19 protein-coding genes are annotated in these 18,773 nt (G+C 39.3%); 5 read left to right on the top strand and 14 right to left on the bottom strand.

Annotation, left to right across the window (positions count from 1 at the left end):
- The first annotated feature begins 46 nt into the window (after positions 1-46).
- Entirely contained in the window at positions 47-1,627 is a 1,581-nt protein-coding gene (locus tag IAG46_RS03835; protein ID WP_190808993.1) for a sensor histidine kinase KdpD, read from the top strand.
- Between the two features lie 12 nt (positions 1,628-1,639).
- Positions 1,640-2,353, top strand: coding sequence for a response regulator transcription factor (locus tag IAG46_RS03830; protein ID WP_190808992.1), 714 nt, complete (start codon positions 1,640-1,642; stop codon positions 2,351-2,353).
- A gap of 48 nt (positions 2,354-2,401) precedes the next feature.
- On the opposite strand, the gene IAG46_RS03825 is transcribed toward IAG46_RS03830, so the two are convergent.
- Genes IAG46_RS03825 through IAG46_RS03785 form a run of 9 tightly spaced genes read right to left on the bottom strand, consistent with a single transcriptional unit; the run spans position 2,402 to position 11,120 of the window.
- Positions 2,402-3,739, bottom strand: coding sequence for a GntP family permease (locus IAG46_RS03825; RefSeq protein ID WP_190808991.1), 1,338 nt, complete (start codon positions 3,737-3,739; stop codon positions 2,402-2,404).
- Positions 3,736-4,230 carry a gluconokinase gene (locus tag IAG46_RS03820; RefSeq protein WP_190808990.1) on the bottom strand — a complete coding sequence of 165 codons (495 nt, stop codon included), beginning with the start codon at positions 4,228-4,230 and terminating at the stop codon, positions 3,736-3,738. The genes IAG46_RS03825 and IAG46_RS03820 overlap by 4 nt, the downstream gene beginning before the upstream one ends.
- Entirely contained in the window at positions 4,223-5,146 is a 924-nt protein-coding gene (miaA, locus tag IAG46_RS03815) for a tRNA (adenosine(37)-N6)-dimethylallyltransferase MiaA (protein ID WP_190808989.1), read from the bottom strand. The genes IAG46_RS03820 and miaA overlap by 8 nt, the downstream gene beginning before the upstream one ends.
- Complete coding sequence (locus IAG46_RS03810; RefSeq protein WP_190808988.1) at positions 5,143-5,982, bottom strand: ion transporter; 840 nt, start codon at positions 5,980-5,982, stop codon at positions 5,143-5,145. Before IAG46_RS03810 ends, miaA begins: the two co-directional genes overlap by 4 nt.
- A complete protein-coding gene (locus IAG46_RS03805) occupies positions 5,979-7,340 on the bottom strand; it encodes an exonuclease domain-containing protein (RefSeq protein WP_190808987.1) in 1,362 nt (453 codons plus the stop codon). Before IAG46_RS03805 ends, IAG46_RS03810 begins: the two co-directional genes overlap by 4 nt.
- A 17-nt stretch (positions 7,341-7,357) precedes the next feature.
- Entirely contained in the window at positions 7,358-8,017 is a 660-nt protein-coding gene (locus IAG46_RS03800) for a YggS family pyridoxal phosphate-dependent enzyme (RefSeq protein ID WP_190808986.1), read from the bottom strand.
- Positions 8,018-8,020: 3 nt separating this feature from the next.
- Positions 8,021-9,256, bottom strand: coding sequence for a DUF1015 domain-containing protein (locus tag IAG46_RS03795; RefSeq protein ID WP_190808985.1), 1,236 nt, complete (start codon positions 9,254-9,256; stop codon positions 8,021-8,023).
- 6 nt (positions 9,257-9,262) lie between these two features.
- Positions 9,263-10,150, bottom strand: a complete 888-nt coding sequence (locus tag IAG46_RS03790; protein WP_190808984.1) for a 3-hydroxyacyl-CoA dehydrogenase family protein — start codon at positions 10,148-10,150, stop codon at positions 9,263-9,265.
- 4 nt (positions 10,151-10,154) lie between these two features.
- Entirely contained in the window at positions 10,155-11,120 is a 966-nt protein-coding gene (locus tag IAG46_RS03785) for a Gfo/Idh/MocA family protein (protein ID WP_190808983.1), read from the bottom strand.
- Between the two features lie 115 nt (positions 11,121-11,235).
- On the opposite strand from IAG46_RS03785, the gene IAG46_RS03780 reads away from it, so the two are divergent.
- On the top strand, positions 11,236-11,877 hold the full coding sequence (locus IAG46_RS03780) for a protein-L-isoaspartate(D-aspartate) O-methyltransferase (RefSeq protein ID WP_190809745.1): 642 nt from the start codon (positions 11,236-11,238) through the stop codon (positions 11,875-11,877).
- Here the strand turns inward: IAG46_RS03780 and smpB are convergent.
- Positions 11,874-12,335 carry an SsrA-binding protein SmpB gene (gene smpB / locus IAG46_RS03775; RefSeq protein WP_190808982.1) on the bottom strand — a complete coding sequence of 154 codons (462 nt, stop codon included), beginning with the start codon at positions 12,333-12,335 and terminating at the stop codon, positions 11,874-11,876. The two genes, IAG46_RS03780 and smpB, sit on opposite strands and share 4 nt — an antisense overlap.
- A gap of 81 nt (positions 12,336-12,416) precedes the next feature.
- Between smpB and IAG46_RS03770 the strand changes: the two genes are divergently transcribed.
- Positions 12,417-13,160 carry a DUF6503 family protein gene (locus tag IAG46_RS03770; RefSeq protein WP_190808981.1) on the top strand — a complete coding sequence of 248 codons (744 nt, stop codon included), beginning with the start codon at positions 12,417-12,419 and terminating at the stop codon, positions 13,158-13,160.
- Here the strand turns inward: IAG46_RS03770 and IAG46_RS03765 are convergent.
- Entirely contained in the window at positions 13,157-13,687 is a 531-nt protein-coding gene (locus IAG46_RS03765; RefSeq protein WP_190808980.1) for a histidine phosphatase family protein, read from the bottom strand. The two genes, IAG46_RS03770 and IAG46_RS03765, sit on opposite strands and share 4 nt — an antisense overlap.
- Positions 13,688-13,758: 71 nt before the next feature.
- Here IAG46_RS03765 and IAG46_RS03760 point away from each other — a divergent pair, with 71 nt between their 5' ends.
- Positions 13,759-15,258 (top strand): PorP/SprF family type IX secretion system membrane protein, encoded by a 1,500-nt coding sequence (locus IAG46_RS03760; RefSeq protein WP_190808979.1) that lies wholly within the window; start codon positions 13,759-13,761, stop codon positions 15,256-15,258.
- Between the two features lie 11 nt (positions 15,259-15,269).
- On the opposite strand, the gene IAG46_RS03755 is transcribed toward IAG46_RS03760, so the two are convergent.
- The 3 genes from IAG46_RS03755 to IAG46_RS03745 all read right to left on the bottom strand — a co-directional run bounded on the left by IAG46_RS03755 (position 15,270) and on the right by IAG46_RS03745 (position 18,614).
- Positions 15,270-16,133: a PD40 domain-containing protein gene (locus tag IAG46_RS03755; protein ID WP_190808978.1), complete on the bottom strand. Its 864-nt coding sequence runs from the start codon at positions 16,131-16,133 to the stop codon at positions 15,270-15,272.
- A gap of 9 nt (positions 16,134-16,142) precedes the next feature.
- Positions 16,143-17,306 carry a hypothetical protein gene (locus tag IAG46_RS03750; RefSeq protein ID WP_190808977.1) on the bottom strand — a complete coding sequence of 388 codons (1,164 nt, stop codon included), beginning with the start codon at positions 17,304-17,306 and terminating at the stop codon, positions 16,143-16,145.
- A gap of 201 nt (positions 17,307-17,507) precedes the next feature.
- Entirely contained in the window at positions 17,508-18,614 is a 1,107-nt protein-coding gene (locus IAG46_RS03745; RefSeq protein ID WP_190808976.1) for an AraC family transcriptional regulator, read from the bottom strand.
- Between the last annotated feature and the right edge of the window lie 159 nt (positions 18,615-18,773).

Genomic DNA, 18,773 nt, shown 5'->3' with positions numbered 1-18,773 from the left:
GTTAAACGGTGGAAAGCCTAAATGTTAAATTTCTAATTTTACCCCGATGAACAAGAAGCTATTCGTTCTTCTCGTCATTCTCATGAGCTTATCCCTTATGGGAATAATCTTTGTTCAGGTTTATTGGATTAGAACATCGGTTGACGATAAAGAGGAGCAATTCTCGAGAACGGTTACAGACATATTGGACAAGGTGGCGAGCAGGGTGGAGAAGAGTGAAATGAATTTTTACCTTGACCGGATAGCTTCGCTGGCGGATAGTGTTGGTGAACCCAAGACTGCACAGTTCAGAAACTTTTTTTTCGTTGACAGAGATGTGAATTCCGATGAAATTCTCTTCTATTCCCATGGGATATTGGAAGAAGATTACAATATAACATCAACGTTCTTTGATAATTCGAGTGGAGAAGATAGTACCACGATTAAAAATTACACCAGTAAGCGAACCAGGGCCGTTTTTAAAGAAGAATATGGTTTGGACGGGAAAAGTTATAGCCTGACCCCAATCCAGAGAGCTGAAAAGATAGGCGGACTGTCCAGTATTGACAAAGCAGCTTTGGAAGATGTTTTTACAGAGTATGCCAAAAGTCAGCCAATTCATAAGAGGATTTCAAAAAAGGAATTGGAATTGCTGCTGGACCAAGAGCTTAGTAACAGAAACATAGATATCGATTTTGAATATGGAGTGTATAGCCAAGGCTATCCAACAAAAATCAAATCGAAAAGATTCAAATTTTCTGAATCCAAGATGTATAAGGCTCCCATTTTTAAAGATAGTGAGGGCAATACCAGTTTTTCCCTGTTACTGACCTTCCCAAAGGAGAAGAAGTTCATATTTGGGTCCATTATGGGAATGGCGTTGCTGTCATTTATATTTACATTGGTAATAGTAATTGCATATTCAAGTGCCATATATCAATTGATAAGGCAAAAGCAGATATCCGAGATAAAAACGGATTTCATTAATAATATGACGCATGAGTTCAAAACTCCCATTGCAACGATCAATTTGGCGGTGGAGGCAATACGAAATCCAAAATCGATTGAAGATAAGGAAAAGGTATTGCGCTATTTGGGAATGATTCGTGAAGAAAATAAACGAATGCATGCACAGGTTGAGAATGTGTTACGAATATCCAAACTGGAGAAAAATCAGCTGGATATCAGAAAAGATAGGGTAGATGCACATGATATTGTGTTGGATGCGATAACCCATGTTGAACTGATCGTGAAGAACAGGGGAGGGTATATCAACACCCATTTAGGCGCAGAAAGATCAGAAGTTTTGGCCAATGATATGCACTTTACCAATGTTGTGGTAAACATGCTGGACAATGCAATTAAGTATTCACCTGAGCCTCCAAAAATTGATGTTTACACCGAAATGGTGAAAAATAATATAATCATCAAGATCCAGGATCAAGGAGCCGGAATGAGCAAAGCGGTACTTAAAAAGGTGTTTGAGAAATTTTACCGGGAACACACCGGAGATATTCACAATGTAAAAGGTCATGGATTGGGCCTGGCCTATGTAAAACGAATTATTGAAGATCATCAAGGCGAAGTTTTCGCCGAAAGTGAAAAAGGAAAAGGAAGTACTTTTTATATAAAGCTTCCTTTAATATAGAAAAACAGAATTATGGAAACAGAAAAGAAGAAAATATTGTTGGTTGAGGATGACCCCAATTTTGGGATTGTGCTGAAGGATTATTTGTCCATGAACGACTTCGATGTCGTTTTGGCCAAAAACGGTATGGAAGGCTTTGAGAAATTCAAAAAAGACAATTATGACGTTTGTATTTTGGATGTCATGATGCCATATAAAGATGGATTTACTTTGGCTAGGGAGATAAGGGAAAAGAACGAAAATGTCCCGATTATTTTCCTTACTGCCAAGACCATGAAAGAAGATGTTCTGAAAGGATACAAAGCAGGGGCAGATGATTATTTAAACAAACCTTTCGATTCAGAAGTGCTTTTGATGAAACTTAAAGCTATACTTCAAAGAAAAGCCTCTAGTACCTTGGCGGACAGCAAACAATTTGAATTTGAAATTGGTAATTTTCATTTGAATTCAAAACTTCGTTTCCTGAAATATATGGAAGAAGAACCTATAAAGCTTTCTCCAAAGGAAAACGAGTTGTTAAGGCTTCTTGCGTTGCATGAAAACGATTTAATGCCACGTGAATTGGCGCTGACCAAAATATGGAGAGATGATAACTATTTCACATCACGAAGTATGGATGTTTACATTGCCAAACTCAGAAAATATTTGAAAAGAGACGATGTTGTCGAAATCTTGAACATCCACGGAGAGGGGTTCAGACTGGTTGTTAAGGCCGAGAATCAATAACATTTTTCTCAACACATAATTTTGAACCACCTTTAACGGGTGGTTTTTTTATATAAAAAAGTAAAGAACAGAGACTGTTGCCATTCCAGAAAAGGCTAAAATCGTGGTCATCATGGTCCAAGACTTAAAGGTTTGTTTCTCTGTAATACCCAAATATTGACCTACCAACCAAAATCCGCTGTCGTTTACATGGGAAAAGATGCTGGCTCCAGAAGCTATTGCAATAACCATACAGGCCAATTCAACTGGACTTAACGAAGCATTGATTAATAAAGGAGATACCAACCCTGCTGCGGTAATCATAGCGACAGTTGAAGAACCTTGCACGACCCTCACAATAGCCGCGCTAATAAACGCAAAGGCCAAAATGGGAAACCCGGCATTGCTAAGAGAAGTTGCCAGTAGCTCACCAGCTCCTGTGTTGGTTAATACCTGCTTGAAAACACCCCCGGCACCAGTCAATAAAATTATAGTTCCGGCCGGTGCAAGTGATTTGGTGGATATATCGAAGAGTTGCGCTTTGGTAAAACCTCTTTTCAATCCGAAGAAGTACCAGGCCAAAATATTTGCGATTATCAGAGCAGAAAAAGGATGACCTACCAGAGCAATTGTTTTTAAAACAAGAGGAGAGGTAATACCCAGAGCTCCGGTTGAAGCTATAGTATTGAATAAAATCAAGACAATGGGAAAAGCAATAATCCATAGGGTTTGACCTATGGGTGGCAAAGCCGCGGGAATAGCGTGTTCAATTTCTTCTGGAGCTGCAACAAATATTTTTTTGGCTATGTGTCTTCCGAAAAGTAATCCAGCAATCAAAGCGGTTGGAATTCCGGCTAAAAAGCCTACTAGAATCACCCATCCCAGATCAGCACCTATTATATCTGCCACTGCAATTGGCCCTGGAGTGGGGGGAATAAAGGCGTGCGTGATGGCCAAACCGGCCAACAAAGGAATGGCATAGAGCAAAAGTGACTTTCCAGTTTTACGTTGCAGAGCATAGATCATGGGAACCAAAATGATAAAGGCTACATCGAAGAACACCGGAATTGCAATCAAGAACCCAGAGATGACCATAGCAGAGGGGGCTTTTTTTAACCCAAACTTGGAAACCATAAAATCGGCAATGGTTTTGGCGCCCCCCGAGGCTTCCAAAATGGCGCCGAACATAGCACCCAGTCCAACTACCGTTGCTACAAACCCCAACGTATTGCCCATACCTTCTTGAATGGTGTCGATAATTTCTTTCGCATCCAATCCCGCGATCAGGCCAACCGTTATACTTCCGATCAGCAATGCCAAAAAGGCATGGATTCGTAATTTTAGAATTAAAAACAGCAGTACGACTATACCGCCCAATACGGCGATGATTAAATTGATCTCTATCATTGTATTTGGTCCATAATTAATTCAACAATTTTTTCCGGGGTATGGGAGACAGAAACAGTGATTGCATTGGTTGGCTGCTCTAATGTATCGAACTGTGATTTTAGCAATTCCAAAGGCATAAAATGCCCTTTTCTCTGTTCCAAGCGCGATTTGATGAGTTCAAATGAGCCTTCCAAATAAACAAATCGCATGGTATCTTCATTACCTTCTTGCAACAGCTGTCTGTAACCCTCTTTTAAGGCTGAGCAAGCAATGATTGCTCCTTGGGATGTATGCGCTTTGGCCAATGCATTCAACTTTTCAAGCCATCCCTGTCTATCGTCATCATTCAATGGTTGTCCTGCACTCATCTTTTTGACATTGGCTTCCGGGTGAAAATCATCCCCATCGTAAAAAGGAATTTTCAAAGCTTCTGAAAGCAATTTGCCAATAGTGGATTTCCCTGTTCCGGAAACTCCCATGACCACTAAAATCTTTTTAAAATCACCCATTGCAATCAGTATGTAAGTGTTCGGTAATCTTTTTTAAGATTTCATCCAAATTCTCGTCATACTTCAGCCATAGCACATTTTTATTTTTCCTGAGCCAGGTGAGTTGGCGTTTGGCAAACCTGCGTGTATTCTTTTTGATTTCTGAAATGGCAAAATCCAACGTAATATTTCCATCAAAGTACTCAAAAAGCTCACGATATCCCACCGTTTGCAACGCATTTAAGTTTCGCTGCGGATACAGTTTCTCAGCCTCATTCAACAAACCTTCTTCCATCATCAGGTCCACCCGTTGATTGATGCGATCATAAATTATTTCCCTATTTGCTTCGATTCCAACATATAGCGTATCAAAGTTTCTTTTGGTTTTTTGTTGATTTAGGAATGAGGAATAGGGTTTTTCAGCGGCAATACAAACTTCTAAGGCCCTAATTATTCTATGTGGATTCTTTATATCAACAATTGCATAATATTTTGGATCTCTTGTTTTTAGTTCTTCTTGAAGAGCGGGCAATCCTTGTTCATGTAATTTTTGATTTAGATGCACTCGAATCTTTGGGTCCACATCTGGAAATTCATCCAGCCCATTGACCACTGCATCTACATAAAGGCCACTTCCTCCCACCAAAACTGCATGATCCATTTCTTGAAAGAGCTTATCAAGCAGGTCAATGGCATCTTTTTCAAAATCTCCGACTGAGTAGGATTCAAAAATGCTTTTGTGTTGGATGAAATGATGGCGGACAGCGTGTAGCTCTTCGGAAGATGGAACCGCGGTGCCAGTCTTCATCTCCTTAAAAAATTGGCGCGAGTCTGCTGAAATAATCTCTGTTTGGAAGTGTTTGGCTAGATGAATTGCCAGTTTCGTCTTTCCTATCGCCGTAGGTCCGACAACTGCAATCATGGTTTTGGAACTCATAATAATTCACCACAATTATAACAGTTAGAAGCATCATCCCTGTGTCCTTCGGATGCACAACTTGGACAGGCCTGGGTGTTGGTATGCACCACACTTTTGCGCTTATCACCATTTCTATGTCTTGAGAACTCGACGGTGACAATACCGGTGGGTACCGCAATGATTCCATATCCCAAAATCATAATGACCGTGGCTAAAAACTGTCCCATATTGGTCTGGGGCGCTATATCTCCATACCCAACTGTGGTCAGTGTGACAATAGTCCAATAAATGCTTCTCGGTATACTGGTAAAACCGGCTTCATCGCCTTCAATGAGATACATGATGGTTCCCATGATCACAGAAAGTATAAGAACCACATAGATAAAAACGGCAATCTTTGCCCTACTGGCTTTTAAGGCTGCTTTCAACTGGGAAGCTTCGCCCATAAATTTGACAAGCTTTAAAATCCTGAAAATACGCAATAGTCTGAACGCCCTTACGGCCAATAACACCTGCGAACCAGCAAGAATATAAGAGAGGTATAGCGGGATGGTGGAAACAAAGTCAATAATCCCATAAAAGCTAAATACGTACTTCAATGGTTTTTTTATGCTTATGAGCCTAGCGATGTATTCGAGCGTAAAGAAAATGGTGATCACCCATTCCAAAGTGAGCAAAATTTTGTGATAATGTTGATCTACATCCTCAATGCTTTCCAGCATTACCAAAATCACGCTAAGTACAATAAGTATAACAAGAACAATATCAAAGAGCTTTCCTAATGGAGTGTCTGCCTCATAAATAATTTCATGTAGCCTATGTTTCCAACCGGAATGTACTTCTTGTTTTTTCAAAGGGCGGGTGTTAACTCCAAAATCTTGAGTTTCTTATTTTTTCTCAAATATGATTCAACAATAAAAGTGGTGTTTTCGTCACTGGACATAGGGGTAATAATCGATTCTAAGATATGAATATTATTTATTTGGTGATTGAGTTCTACATATCCAAACCCTTTTAACGAACCATTTTTTACCAGAATGAAGCTTTGTTCGCCCAATTCTCGGCCTCTATCCAATACCGCGATGGTTTTATCTTTAAGACTATATTTATCAAGCGCACTTGCTATTTTTTGGTTGAAATCCAATGCGTTATCCAAGTCTGAGCATCGGTGTTCACAACCATTTTTGGAATGTTCGCAAGATGCTTGGAGGCCTAATGATGTAGGGCACAGTTCAAACTCTTCACTGATTTTATTTAAAAAGTTTTTAGCGGAAGGCACCCCGTTAAACCCAATTTTTTGTGTTTTTTGAAATTTGCTTTTTACTATTTCCAATTCCATATGTGGATTTCCGTTCATGGAAAAATTGATGACATGGGAAAAGAGGTTCTTTTTGGCAATGTTGTTGTGTTTGGGTTTCGTTTTTTTTAATTCTACATACTCTTTTAAAATGGCAAGTAATTCACTTCCCGTTCGTTCAAATGTGACTTTTTTGGTCTCTTTTTGCAGCTTTCTTGCCAACTGCCCTACATTGGTAAAATGTTGATTGACCCGTCTTTTAGCATCTTTTGTCTTTCCCAAGAAAATAATATCACCATCCTTGTCATGCATATAATACACCCCGGTTTCCGAAGGAAGTCCAGAAACAATATCCAATTGCGTGGGTGACAATTCTCCTTGCGATTCTTCGCGAAGCACTTCTTTTAGAATTGTTTTTTCGGAATCTTTGTCCAAGAGCAACTTAAAAAGCTTTAATGTCGCAATGGCATCACCGTTGGCACGGTGCCGGTCGCTCATGGGAATGCCCAAGGAACGTACCAATTTGCCCAAACTATGGGATTCGGCTTCGGGTAACAGTTTTTTGGCCAAATCTACCGTGCAGAGGGTTTTGCGTTGAAAATTGTACCCCAGACGTCGGAATTCTGTTCTAAGGATTCGATAGTCAAACTGTGCATTGTGGGCCACGAGTATGGTATCTTCTGTTATTTCGATGATTCGTTTGGCCACTTCGTGGAATCTTGGTGCGGTGCGAAGCATTTTATTGTTGATTCCCGTGAGCTTCACCACAAAAGGTTGGATTTCCCGTTCCGGATTCACCAAACTCATGAATTTGTCCACAACTTGATGCCCATCAAACTTGTGGATTGCGATTTCCATGATACCCTCCTCATTGTATTTTCCTCCAGTGCTTTCAATATCGAGTATGGCGTACATCAATTGTGGTAATATAATTACAAATAGTTACGTGCTCCAAAGATACTACTTCCTATGCGCACCATGGTGCTACCTTCTTGAATGGCAATATCAAAATCTCCGCTCATACCCATTGACAAAACGGTAATATTGGATAGATTCTCTCGCAAAAAATCGAAAATCGTCTTTAAAAAAGCAAACTCTTTTCGTATTTGGGATTGGTCTTGGGTATATGTTGCCATGCCCATTACTCCAACAATTTTGATGTTTTTTAAATTTTTAAAATCTTCGGAAACTATAATTTCTTCCAGCTCCGCTTTATCCAAACCAAATTTGGTCTGCTCTTCGGCAATGTGCATCTGCAGCAAGCAAGGAATGACCCGATTGTATTTTTCTGCTTGTTTGTCAATCTCTTTCAACAACCTAAAACTATCCACTCCGTGAATTAAAGAGACATATTCGGCCATGTATTTGACCTTGTTGCGCTGTACATGCCCAATCATATGCCATTCAATATCCTTAGGAAGTTCTTCCCACTTTTGGGTCATCTCTTGAACCTTATTCTCACCAAATATGCGATGTCCGGCATTATATGCTTCCAAAATAGCCTCATTTGGTTTGGTTTTGGAGACGGCGACCAAGGTGACCCCATCGGGAATTATTTTTTTTACTTTTCCTAAATTCTCTTCTATCGACATGGGCTAAAATTCATAAATCGTCAATCCGCTTCGGAGTTTGGGCTCAATATAGGTGCTTTTGGGAGGCATAACCAATCCAGCATCGGCAATGGACTTAATTTCATCCATGTTAATTGGAACCAAACTAAACCCGACGGCAAATTCTCCATTGTCCACACTATCCTTCATTTTAAGAACATTGTGCTTACCGTAGCCATAGGCAATACGCTTGTCATTTCTTAAATCGGTAATCCCCAATATGGGGTCCAAAATGGCTTTATAAAGAATTTGGGTATCCAATTCGCTCAATGCGTCGGTAAATTGATACACTTTTTTTCGAAGGTACAGGGAATAGAAATCCCCATCCAAATACATACTAAAATGATGTTTTTTGGTGGGTTTGTAAAGGCCGTCTTCTTTTTTTTCGATTCGGAAATAGGTGTCAAGTTGAATCAGGAATTCTTCTTTGGAGTACCCATTTAAATCCTTGACCATCCTATTGAACTCATAAATTTTAATATCGGACTCGGGAATGAGATAGGCCATAAAAAAATTATAAGCCTCATCACCGGTATGAGCATTATTCTTTGATTGCTTTTCTTCGGCCAAAAGACAGGATGAAGCACTGCGATGGTGCCCATCTGCAATATAAAGTGCATTTATTTTACTGAATCCACGCTGAAGTCTTTCAATAATTTTAATATCCCTTACTTTCCACAATTTATGGCCAACTTTGTCCGGAGTGGTAAAATCATAATCAGGGCGTTTTGCAGCTTCTTGCTCCAAAATTGGGCTAATGCTGCCGTCATCGGCATAGGTCATTAGTACGGGTTCTGCATTGAAGCCAACCGTGTTCAGGTAATCTGCAAAAAGCTTTTCTCTTCGCTGAATGGTGTCCTCATGTTTTTTAATAACATCATTTTGATAATCCAATACGCTACAAGCACAGAAAAAACCCAAAGTGGTCAGATTTCCTTTGGCGATTTCATATAAATAAAAACTGTCCTGTTCCTCTTTTTGAAAAACATCGTCTTCCAGGAACTCCAAATATCTATTATGAACGAGTTTAAAACGTTCTTTTCCCGAAATGGTTTTATGAAATTTGAACCCTGGGTTGATAATATGCAAAAACGAGAACGGGTTATATTCCAAAACCGATTTGAGCTCAGCTTTTGAATATTCTTCATAAGAACGCGAAGCAACAAAAGCAGCTTTGTCGGCAGTGGGGCGAATGGCCTTAAAAGGTTTTATAATGGCCATAAACTTCTATTTGAATTGGGCAGCTACTTTTTCGGCCTTTCGCGATTCAGAATAATCATAGAAGCCCTCTCCAGATTTTACACCATGCTTTCCGGCCATTACCATGTTCACCAATAATGGACAGGGTGCGTATTTTGGGTTTTTGAATCCATCATACATCACATTTAAAATGGACAGACACACATCAAGTCCGATAAAATCGGCTAGTTGTAGTGGGCCCATGGGATGTGCCATTCCCAATTTCATTACAGTATCTATTTCCTGGACTCCTGCAACTTGATTGTACAGCGTTTCAATAGCTTCATTGATCATGGGCATTAAAATTCTATTAGCAACAAAGCCGGGGTAGTCATTTACCTCGGTTGGGGTTTTGCCCAACTGCTTTGACAATTCCATAATGGTTTTAGTGACTTCATCTGAGGTGCTGTACCCTCTAATGATTTCAACCAATTTCATAATAGGTACCGGGTTCATGAAGTGCATTCCGATGACCTTATCTGGACGCTTTGTAGTCGCTGCAATTTGTGTTATGGAGATGGACGAGGTATTTGTGGCCAAAATAGTATTGGCGTCACAGATTTCATCCAAATTTTTGAAGATTTGAAGTTTAATGTCCAGATTTTCGGTTGCTGCTTCAACAACCAAATCGGTTTTCTGTACGCCTTCTTTTATATCTGTAAATGTGGAAATATTGTCAAGGGTATTTTCCTTATCCTTTTCTTCGATTATAGCTTTGGATACCATTCTATCCAAATTCTTGGCGATAGTGGCCATTCCTTTATCCAAAGAGGCTTGTGAAATATCAATCAATCTTACTTGGAATCCACTTTGAGCAAAAACGTGAGCTATTCCATTGCCCATTGTACCAGCGCCAATTACCGCGATTGTGTTCATCAACTTATTTTTTAAAGGATTCTATAATTTGCAAAGCTACTTTAAGGGCATTGGTTCCTTGCTCCAAGGTCACCACAGGTTCTGTATTGTTATTGATGGCGTCTGCAAAGGTTTCCAACTCATCCAAAATGGCATTGTTTGTCTCTATATCTGGATTTTCAAAATAGATTTGCTTTTTCTCACCTTCGGCATTTTGTAAAATCATATCAAAATCCCCTGGTTCTTTTGGAGCATCTTTCATTTTGACCACTTCGACCTTCTTTTCAAGAAAATCTACTGAGATGTAGGCATCGCGTTGAAAGAATCTGGATTTACGCATGTTTTTCAAAGAAATTCTACTGGAGGTCAAATTGGCGACACATCCATTTTCAAATTCGATTCGGGCATTGGCAATATCAGGTGATTTACTGATGACAGAGACGCCGCTGGCATTGATGTTTTTTACCTCAGATTTCACCACACTTAGAATCGCATCTATATCATGAATCATTAAATCCAAAACCACCGGAACATCCGTTCCTCTAGGATTGAATTCCGCCAAACGGTGGGTTTCTATGAACATTGGGGTTTCAATCTTGTCCTTTACAGATAAAAAAGCAGGGTTGAATCGCTCCACATGTCCCACTTGTCCCTTTACATTATGTTTTTTTGATAGGTGGAGCAATTCTTCAGCTTCTTCGGCTGTATTGGTAATGGGTTTTTCAATAAAAACGTGTTTTCCTTTTTCAATGGCCTTTTTGGCGCAATCAAAATGAGAAAGTGTAGGGGTAACAATATCCACCACATCTACGGCATCCATCAGACCGCTTATGTTTTCAAAATAGGAATAACCGAACTCCTCGGCCACTTTTTTTGCATTGATTTCATCGGGATCATAAAAACCAACGAGTTCATATTTTTTGGATTCGTTTAAGAGCCTGAGGTGAATTTTACCCAAATGTCCAGCACCAAGGACACCTACTTTTAACATACTTCCTGTTTTTGTCAAAAATACGGATATGACATCACTCTTCCATAAAAATAAGAGGGCATCTATTGACAAAATCCTTCGGAACTTTTTAAATTCGTGTAACCAGACCAAAGACATGAAGGATACATTGAAGCATCGGGGTATGCGCAATAAATTGGTGGAAGTGCTGTCTGCCAAAGGAATACAGGACAAAGCGGTGTTGGATGCTGTTAAAACAGTGCCCAGACATTTGTTTTTGGACAGTGGTTTTGAGGATCATGCCTACCAAGACAAGGCATTTCCGATAGGTGCGGAACAGACCATTTCGCAGCCGTATACGGTTGCTTTTCAAACTGAACTACTAAAAATCAAACCCAACGACAAGATTTTGGAGATAGGCACGGGCAGTGGTTATCAAACAGCGATCTTATTGCATTTAAGGGCCAAGCTATATACTATTGAGCGGCAGAAGGAGCTTTTTAAAAAGACCAAACTCTTTTTTAATAAAATGAACTATCGACCCAAAAAAGTGATTTTTGGCGATGGGTATAAAGGATTACCCGAGGAGGCCCCTTTCGATGGTATAATTGTAACTGCAGGCGCTCCAATGGTTCCGAAACCATTAATGTCGCAACTCAAGATAGGGGGGAGGCTTGTTATTCCTGTCGGGGAAGACGAACAGGTAATGACTCTGTTTATAAGAAAATCGGAAAAAGAGTTTGAAAAACAAGAATTGGGTGCTTTCCGTTTTGTTCCGTTATTGGAAAATAAGAACTAGTTGTTAAAACTTTTCTTGATTCGAGATAGATCATGCTTGTTATCCCTATCCTTCATAGTTTCCCTTTTATCATACAGTTTTTTACCCTTTGCGAGTCCAATTTTCAACTTGGCCAACCCCCGTTCATTGATAAAAAGATTAAGCGGAACTATGGTAAGTCCAGAGGTGGTTACTTCTTTACGAAGCTTTTTCAACTCTTTTTTGTTCAAGAGCAATTTGCGCTCCGCTTTGGGTTTGTGGTTGTAATACCCTCCATGGCTGTACTCATCTACTTGCATATTAATTGCATAAAGTTCTCCAGCCTCATTGAATTCACAAAAACTTTGGGAAATTGACGCCTTGCCCAATCGAATAGATTTGATTTCGGTGCCACCTAGGACCAATCCGGCCGTATAGGTATCCAAGATTTCATAATCGAATCGGGCGCGTTTGTTCTTTATGTTAATATTTTTCTGCATTGTTGGCAAAAATAGAAACTCTTCGCAAAGAAAATTGTAATGTTATGGTGTATTTTACGATTGTATTGAAAAACTAGACCAATGAAAAGGATCTTAACTGGAATTTTGGTGCTATTTGTAATAGCCTGTAAGGAAAAACACAAAGCTGCTGTCACCGTTCAAGATATTATTGATGCGTCCATCGAAGTATCTGGGGGAACCAATTATGCTACTATGGATACTTCTTTTGAGTTTCGAAATAGGAAGTACGTTTCTCAAAATATTGATGGAGAAAAACTATTGAAACGCATCTCAGTTTTGGATTCGGTCACAATTATAGATATCAAAACCAACAGTTCTTTTCAACGTTTTATGAATGACACCTTGGTGAACTTGCCTGATTCCATTTCAAACCGATATGCAAATTCTGTCAATTCGGTGCATTATTTCGCGAGATTGCCTTTTGGCCTAAATGATAAGGCCGTAAATAAGGAATTGTTAGGTAAAGAAACCATAAAAGGACAAGGATATTACAAAATCAAGGTCACATTTGACCAAGCTGGTGGAGGAGATGATTTTGATGACACTTATGTGTATTGGTTCAACATAGAAACGTTTAAGCCAGATTATTTGGCCTATGATTTTCATGTAAATGGAGGTGGTCAACGCTTTCGAGAAGCCTACAATGAGCGTTATATCAACGGAGTTCGTTTTGTGGATTACAACAACTACAAACCCAAATCGAAGGGGACAGCTATCTTAGATATTGGACAATTGTTTGAAAAAGGGGAATTGAATCTACTTTCTAAAATAGAGCTCTCAAAAATTACAGTAACGGAAAATTAATCCATTTTTAGGCGAATATCGGTGGCTTGCCCATCGATAATTCGGATGATAAAAAGACTGCTATTGTCCGTATCATCTATCTGATTGTATTTTTCAATACCCAGCATATTGTTCACAAAAGTAGGAGTGGTATTGCTATGGCCCACTACCAACACATTTTTCCCTTCGTTTTCCAATTTAAAGACTTCAATGTCCAAGTCCCTTGGATCATAATATTTCACATTGATATTCTTTTTGACCGATACAGGAGCGGCAGTCATTGATGTGCGCTCATAATTGGTAGAGTAGATAACGTCGATGTCTATTGGGTCAAAGACTTCTGCCCACCTAACGGCCCTTAGCAAGCCATCTTGATTTAGCTCAGGGTCATGATTTTCAGGATCGGTTCGGTCCTTTTCAGCATGTCTTATAAAATAAAATGTGGAAACTACCGGATCAGTAATTTCACTATCTTTATTTGAGTTATTGCAGCTGATAAATCCAACAACAAGAATTGCAACAGCAACTAAAAGTTTGGTGATTCGCATAATAATTTTTCTAAAGTCCCCTTTTTACTTTGTAAGCACTTAAAAGTAACGTTTAATTTTCATTTTCTCGTATGCCCAAGCCGTTCGTTTCCATTGTATTTTTATTGTCATCAATGGTTTTTTGGGCACAGGAAATCAACTTACCCGCCGATTTTAGACAGCATAACTTAACGCAGTTCAACTCCAGTTTGTTAAATGCCACTTATGGATTGGACTGGAATAATCCAAATTCACTATCGGTTTGGTCACGGTGGCAATGGCAGACCATTGATGGCGATCCCACTAGTTTGTTTGCCAATTATTCACATGGGATCAATCAAAATTCATCTTTTGGAATAGGATTTTTACAACACAATACGGGTGTTTATCTAAATACAGGAGCAAATTTAAATTATGTACACGCAATTGCTTTGGATGGAGTACAATTCATTTTTGGAATGAATGTGTTTGGATTTCAACAAGAGGTAGCCGATGAAGCCCTTATTCCCGACCCAAACCCTTCGGAACCAGAAAACCCAAGTGATTTTATCATTGCCGTATCGCCTGCTATTCGACTACAAGCAGATGGATTTGGCCTAGGATTGGCGGTAGAAAATGCAGTGGATTTCAATTTGTCCAACAGCGATAGCGAGGAAGATGCGATAGGATATGTTGGGACCTTGAGTTACGATTTCCCTGTCACCATTTTTTCGGGTCTGGGTAACAGCATGGTACGTCCAGTTGTTTATGTGAAATCCATTTCCGATGCGGATACTCAATTTGGAATTAATGCATTGCTTTCTACCTCCAAGTTTTGGGTGCAAGGTGGTTTTAATAACTTTTATGGCCCCTCTGGTGGGGTAGGAGTGACCATTGCCAAACAATTTTCAATTGGGGGCTTGATGGAATTTGGGACAGAATGGCCCCAGAGTGGTGAAGACCCTACGCTTGAGATCATTGCATCTTATCATATAGGAAAAAGTGATGCTAGAAAGAAAGTTGTTGGATTTGATGTGGAAAAGGAAGAGGAATTGGCTTTGGAGCGGTTGAAGACCGAGGAGGAACAAAGACAACTTGAAGCCCAAAAATTGGCCGAAGCAGAGGCAGCGGAACAAAGGGCGCGTACAGAACAACAAAAATTGGCTGAAGAAAAAAGATTGGAGGCTGAACAACAGCAACTACTTTTGGCAAAACAAGCTAGGGAAAGAGATTCCATTGCACAGGCTAGTTTGGTCGCCCTAAAACTACGAGAGGAGCAAAGAAAAAAGGATAGTATCGCGAGACTCCAGCAGCAAACCGTTGAGGTAAAGCCAAACGAAAGATATGAGGAGGTGACCAATGCCGAAGGCTTGGAACCTGGTTTCTACCTAATTGCCAATGTATTTGGAACCAAACGCTATTTTGAAAGCTTTATGCTTACACTAAAGAAAAAGGGACTGGAGCCAAAATCGTTTTATAGGACCCAGAACAAGTTTAACTATGTGTATTTGCAGCGGTACAACACCATGCAGGAGGCCCGAAGGGCCAGAGACAGTAAGTTCTTTGGCAAATACCCAGACAAAACCTGGATTTTTAGGGTGAGGAATGAATGATTAAAGAAAATCTATTCCAACAATTCCCATTTTGCTTGTTTCTTTAGTTTTTTGAGGTTTAGTTTTCTTAGGGGTATACTGTAAATGTTTTCAATCCTTAATTCGTTTTCAAAAATGGTTCGGGAGAAAAGAAATTTTTTGTTTTTCAAATCTAGAGTTGGACAAAACTCGCTCACTTCGGTGTTTATCTTAACTCCTAAATTTATGGGATTACTCCACTTATTATTTTTCCTAAAGCTGACATAGAGGTCGGCATTGCCGAAACCACCTTCTCTTCTTGATATAAAAATCAAAAAATCTTCATCTGGGGATATGTACGGGTTGGAATCGCTTGTGTCGGTGTTTAAGCCACTTACAGGAATTGCGGGTTGATAACCTTCTTCCCTCCATTGGCTCATATAGATGTCATTGCTATCCATCCTTCTGGTGAAATAAATGTTTTTATTTAGGGCCATTGTTGCATAGAACTCGTGCTGTTCGGTATTGATTGCTTCTGGGAGTTTATAAGGTTTGGTCCAACCCATCTGCGTCTTTTTTAACATGAAAACATCGTATCCCGCATCTTCAGAAATAAGCGAATTGAACAAAATGCCATTACCGTCTGGAGTGTAGGAGGGATCTATTTCATTGAACGTTTTGTTGGCAAAAAATGCCTTTTTTGGCTGTTGCCATGCCCCATTTTTATAATATGACTCAAACAAATGCAATGAATCTCTACCCCCATAGGCCTTTACAAACAATGCCTTCCTGCCATCTGGCGACATAGTGATTCCAAAAGACTGGTCATCAGAGATGACATCAGGTTCAAACATTTTTATCTGCCCAAAACAAATTGCTGTTGCCCAAAAAAGCAGGAATGTTATTTTCTTTTTCAAACTACCTGCTTATTGGATTTCTCGAATTCGAACAGCATTAGGTCTGACTAATCCGCCTGCTCCTGCAGATACCAAGTTCTTTAAAAAGACGCCATTGGAATCATACATTCTCATTTGGGCAGTTCCACCACTACCAATTAAAAAATCACCATTAGGAAAAAAATCTACACCTTCTGGTTGGCTTAAACCTGAGGAAATAAAATCACCAACAAGGTTACCATCAGAATCAAATTGAATTACTTTATTGCCCGTCCAGTCATTTACAAAGAGGTTGTCGTTCTCATCAAACCAAATATTGGTTGGGCCTTGTAGTCCAGAAGTGACGAATAACCCAAGATCGTTACCGTTTGAATCAAATTTCCTAACGGAGGCCCCGTCAAAAGAGGATACATATAAGTTACCCATGGAATCCCAATCCAATCCAATACTTCGGGTGACACCCACATTGGTAAACTGATCTACGAATGTACCATCCAACTGGTACCTTCGAACTAGCCCATTTCCTTCCCATTGTAAAACATATAGTAAATTATCGGCACCAATTTTCATACGGGTCGGGCCACTTATTCCGGCAGCAAAACTTCCAATTAAATTGCCTGTCGACGCATCATACCTGTTTATTTTATTTGAACTCAAATTGGAAATTAGAACTTGACCTTGGTCTTCAAGGAATAGTATATCCTGTGGCCAGGCTAGGTCGTCATCAATAAAAGTCATGGCATTTTGCCCGTTTTCATCATACCGTACTATTTTCCATGGCCCAGTAGCAAACTGAGCGGCATCGCTTACATAAACAAAGGTTCCTGATTGTGGTTCGGTGTCAACAACACTTAAAACAAATATTGCTGAAATGCTTCCTGCACTGGCTGTTACAATAGAGTTTCCTACTTCTTGTCCTGTGGCAAGCCCATTATTGTCCACACTTACAATACCATTATTGGACGACCAATTTAGGGTGCCTGTAATTCCAATAGTTTTGCCAGTTTGGTCTTTGCCCGTTGCATTTAAGGTGGTGGTATTTGTACCAAAAAGATCAAGTTGATTACCATTTGAAGAGCTGATGGTAATACTTGTTAGCACAGGATTTTCGTTGGGAACATTGTCTCCGGGACCATCACTTGAACCACAGGAGTATATAAGGACAACTACTAGTAAATAGATTATCTTTTTCATATGGAATAAATTTGAAGTTTCATCTTGGGGGATGTTATATTGTTCTTTTAACAGTTTTAAGAACATGATTTTGACCAACCTTGGAGAACCATGCCGATTTATAACAAATGAATACATTAAAAGTGTTAGGGTAATTAGTCCTTATAAAGGTTTACAACAATCTGATGGGGCAAAAAACTAGTTGAAAATAGGTTTCCTTGATCAGGCCGTTTCCTTACCATCGGAATTAAGGAACATTTTAGGAGTGGTTCCTGTGAATTTCTTGAAGGCATTATAAAAGGAAACTCGATTATTAAAGCCACAGGCATACATCACATCGGTAACATTGAGATTGTCGTCTCCTCGAAGCATCTTCTTGGCTTCCTCGATTCTATGTGAATTAATAAAATTAAAAAAAGTGGAATCAAAGTGTTCATTGATAACCTGGGAACAATGATGTCGAGAAATATTTAATTTAGCTGCAAGGTCATCCAACCTGAATTCACTGTTCAAATAGGGTTTATCCTTCTCCATGTACTTTTCCATTTCGTCCTTTAATTCTGCTGAAAAATCCGGAGTTAACCCTGTTGTTCTGTATTTTATAATAGGTACAATTTTTTTCATTGGTTTGCCGTCAAATACTTCGGGTTGAACAAACCCAAAATAAGCCAGCATGGAAATAAAAAATATCATCGTGGCTCCTATAAAGTAATCATGTTCTGTTTTTAAAACTCCCAAACCGCTAAGCACAAAATAGGAAGAGAAAGCTACCACATACCCCAAATATGAGAATGATATCCATTTAAGCCAAACGGTTTTGTTCCGACTTATGATTCCTTTTGTCAACTGCCAGAAAATCAGTCCAAAATATAAGAACATCAAAGCTACAATGACTTTACTCTGATGTTGGTTAAAATAATGAATATGGAAGATAATCTCACGATTTTTAATCAACTCCAGTTTAGTGTCCGGGGCCATTAAATAAACCCTGGAATAGTTTAACAGGATAATAAGAAAAGGTAAAAAGTGAACCAGGTCTTTCCAATGAAACCGGGTACCATAGACCACCCTTCTTATGTAAAAGAATAATATAGGGCCATACAACACCCACGCGAGCATGCTGGTAAAGACAATGATTATGCATTTTTGGGTGTACAATTCCCCAGTCCAATAGAGCACATTATAGAACACATTGTACCCAAAAAGTAATACGTAAATTCCTAATAGACGATTGGCCACCTTATCTCCTTTACTTTTTAAAAAGAACAGAATGGCCAATACAAAAGCCAGAAAGGAAAAAAGTGAAAATAAGTACTCGTAAGTATTCATCTAAGCCAAATAAAAGGAAATTTTTTGACTTCAGCATATGAGCAAAACCTAAACAGGATGATATGAAGCAAATATGTGTTCAGCTCATTTTTTAATCTCCTTTTGCACTAAATGTTCCAAATAGGTGATGGTACTGATCAAATATTTGCGGTCACGAGT

The organism is Flagellimonas sp. S3867 (assembly GCF_014698935.1).
Classification (GTDB): Bacteria; Bacteroidota; Bacteroidia; order Flavobacteriales; family Flavobacteriaceae; genus Flagellimonas.
The sequence above is the reverse complement of the archived record's forward strand: the minus strand, read 5'-3'. Positions and strand labels throughout refer to the sequence as shown.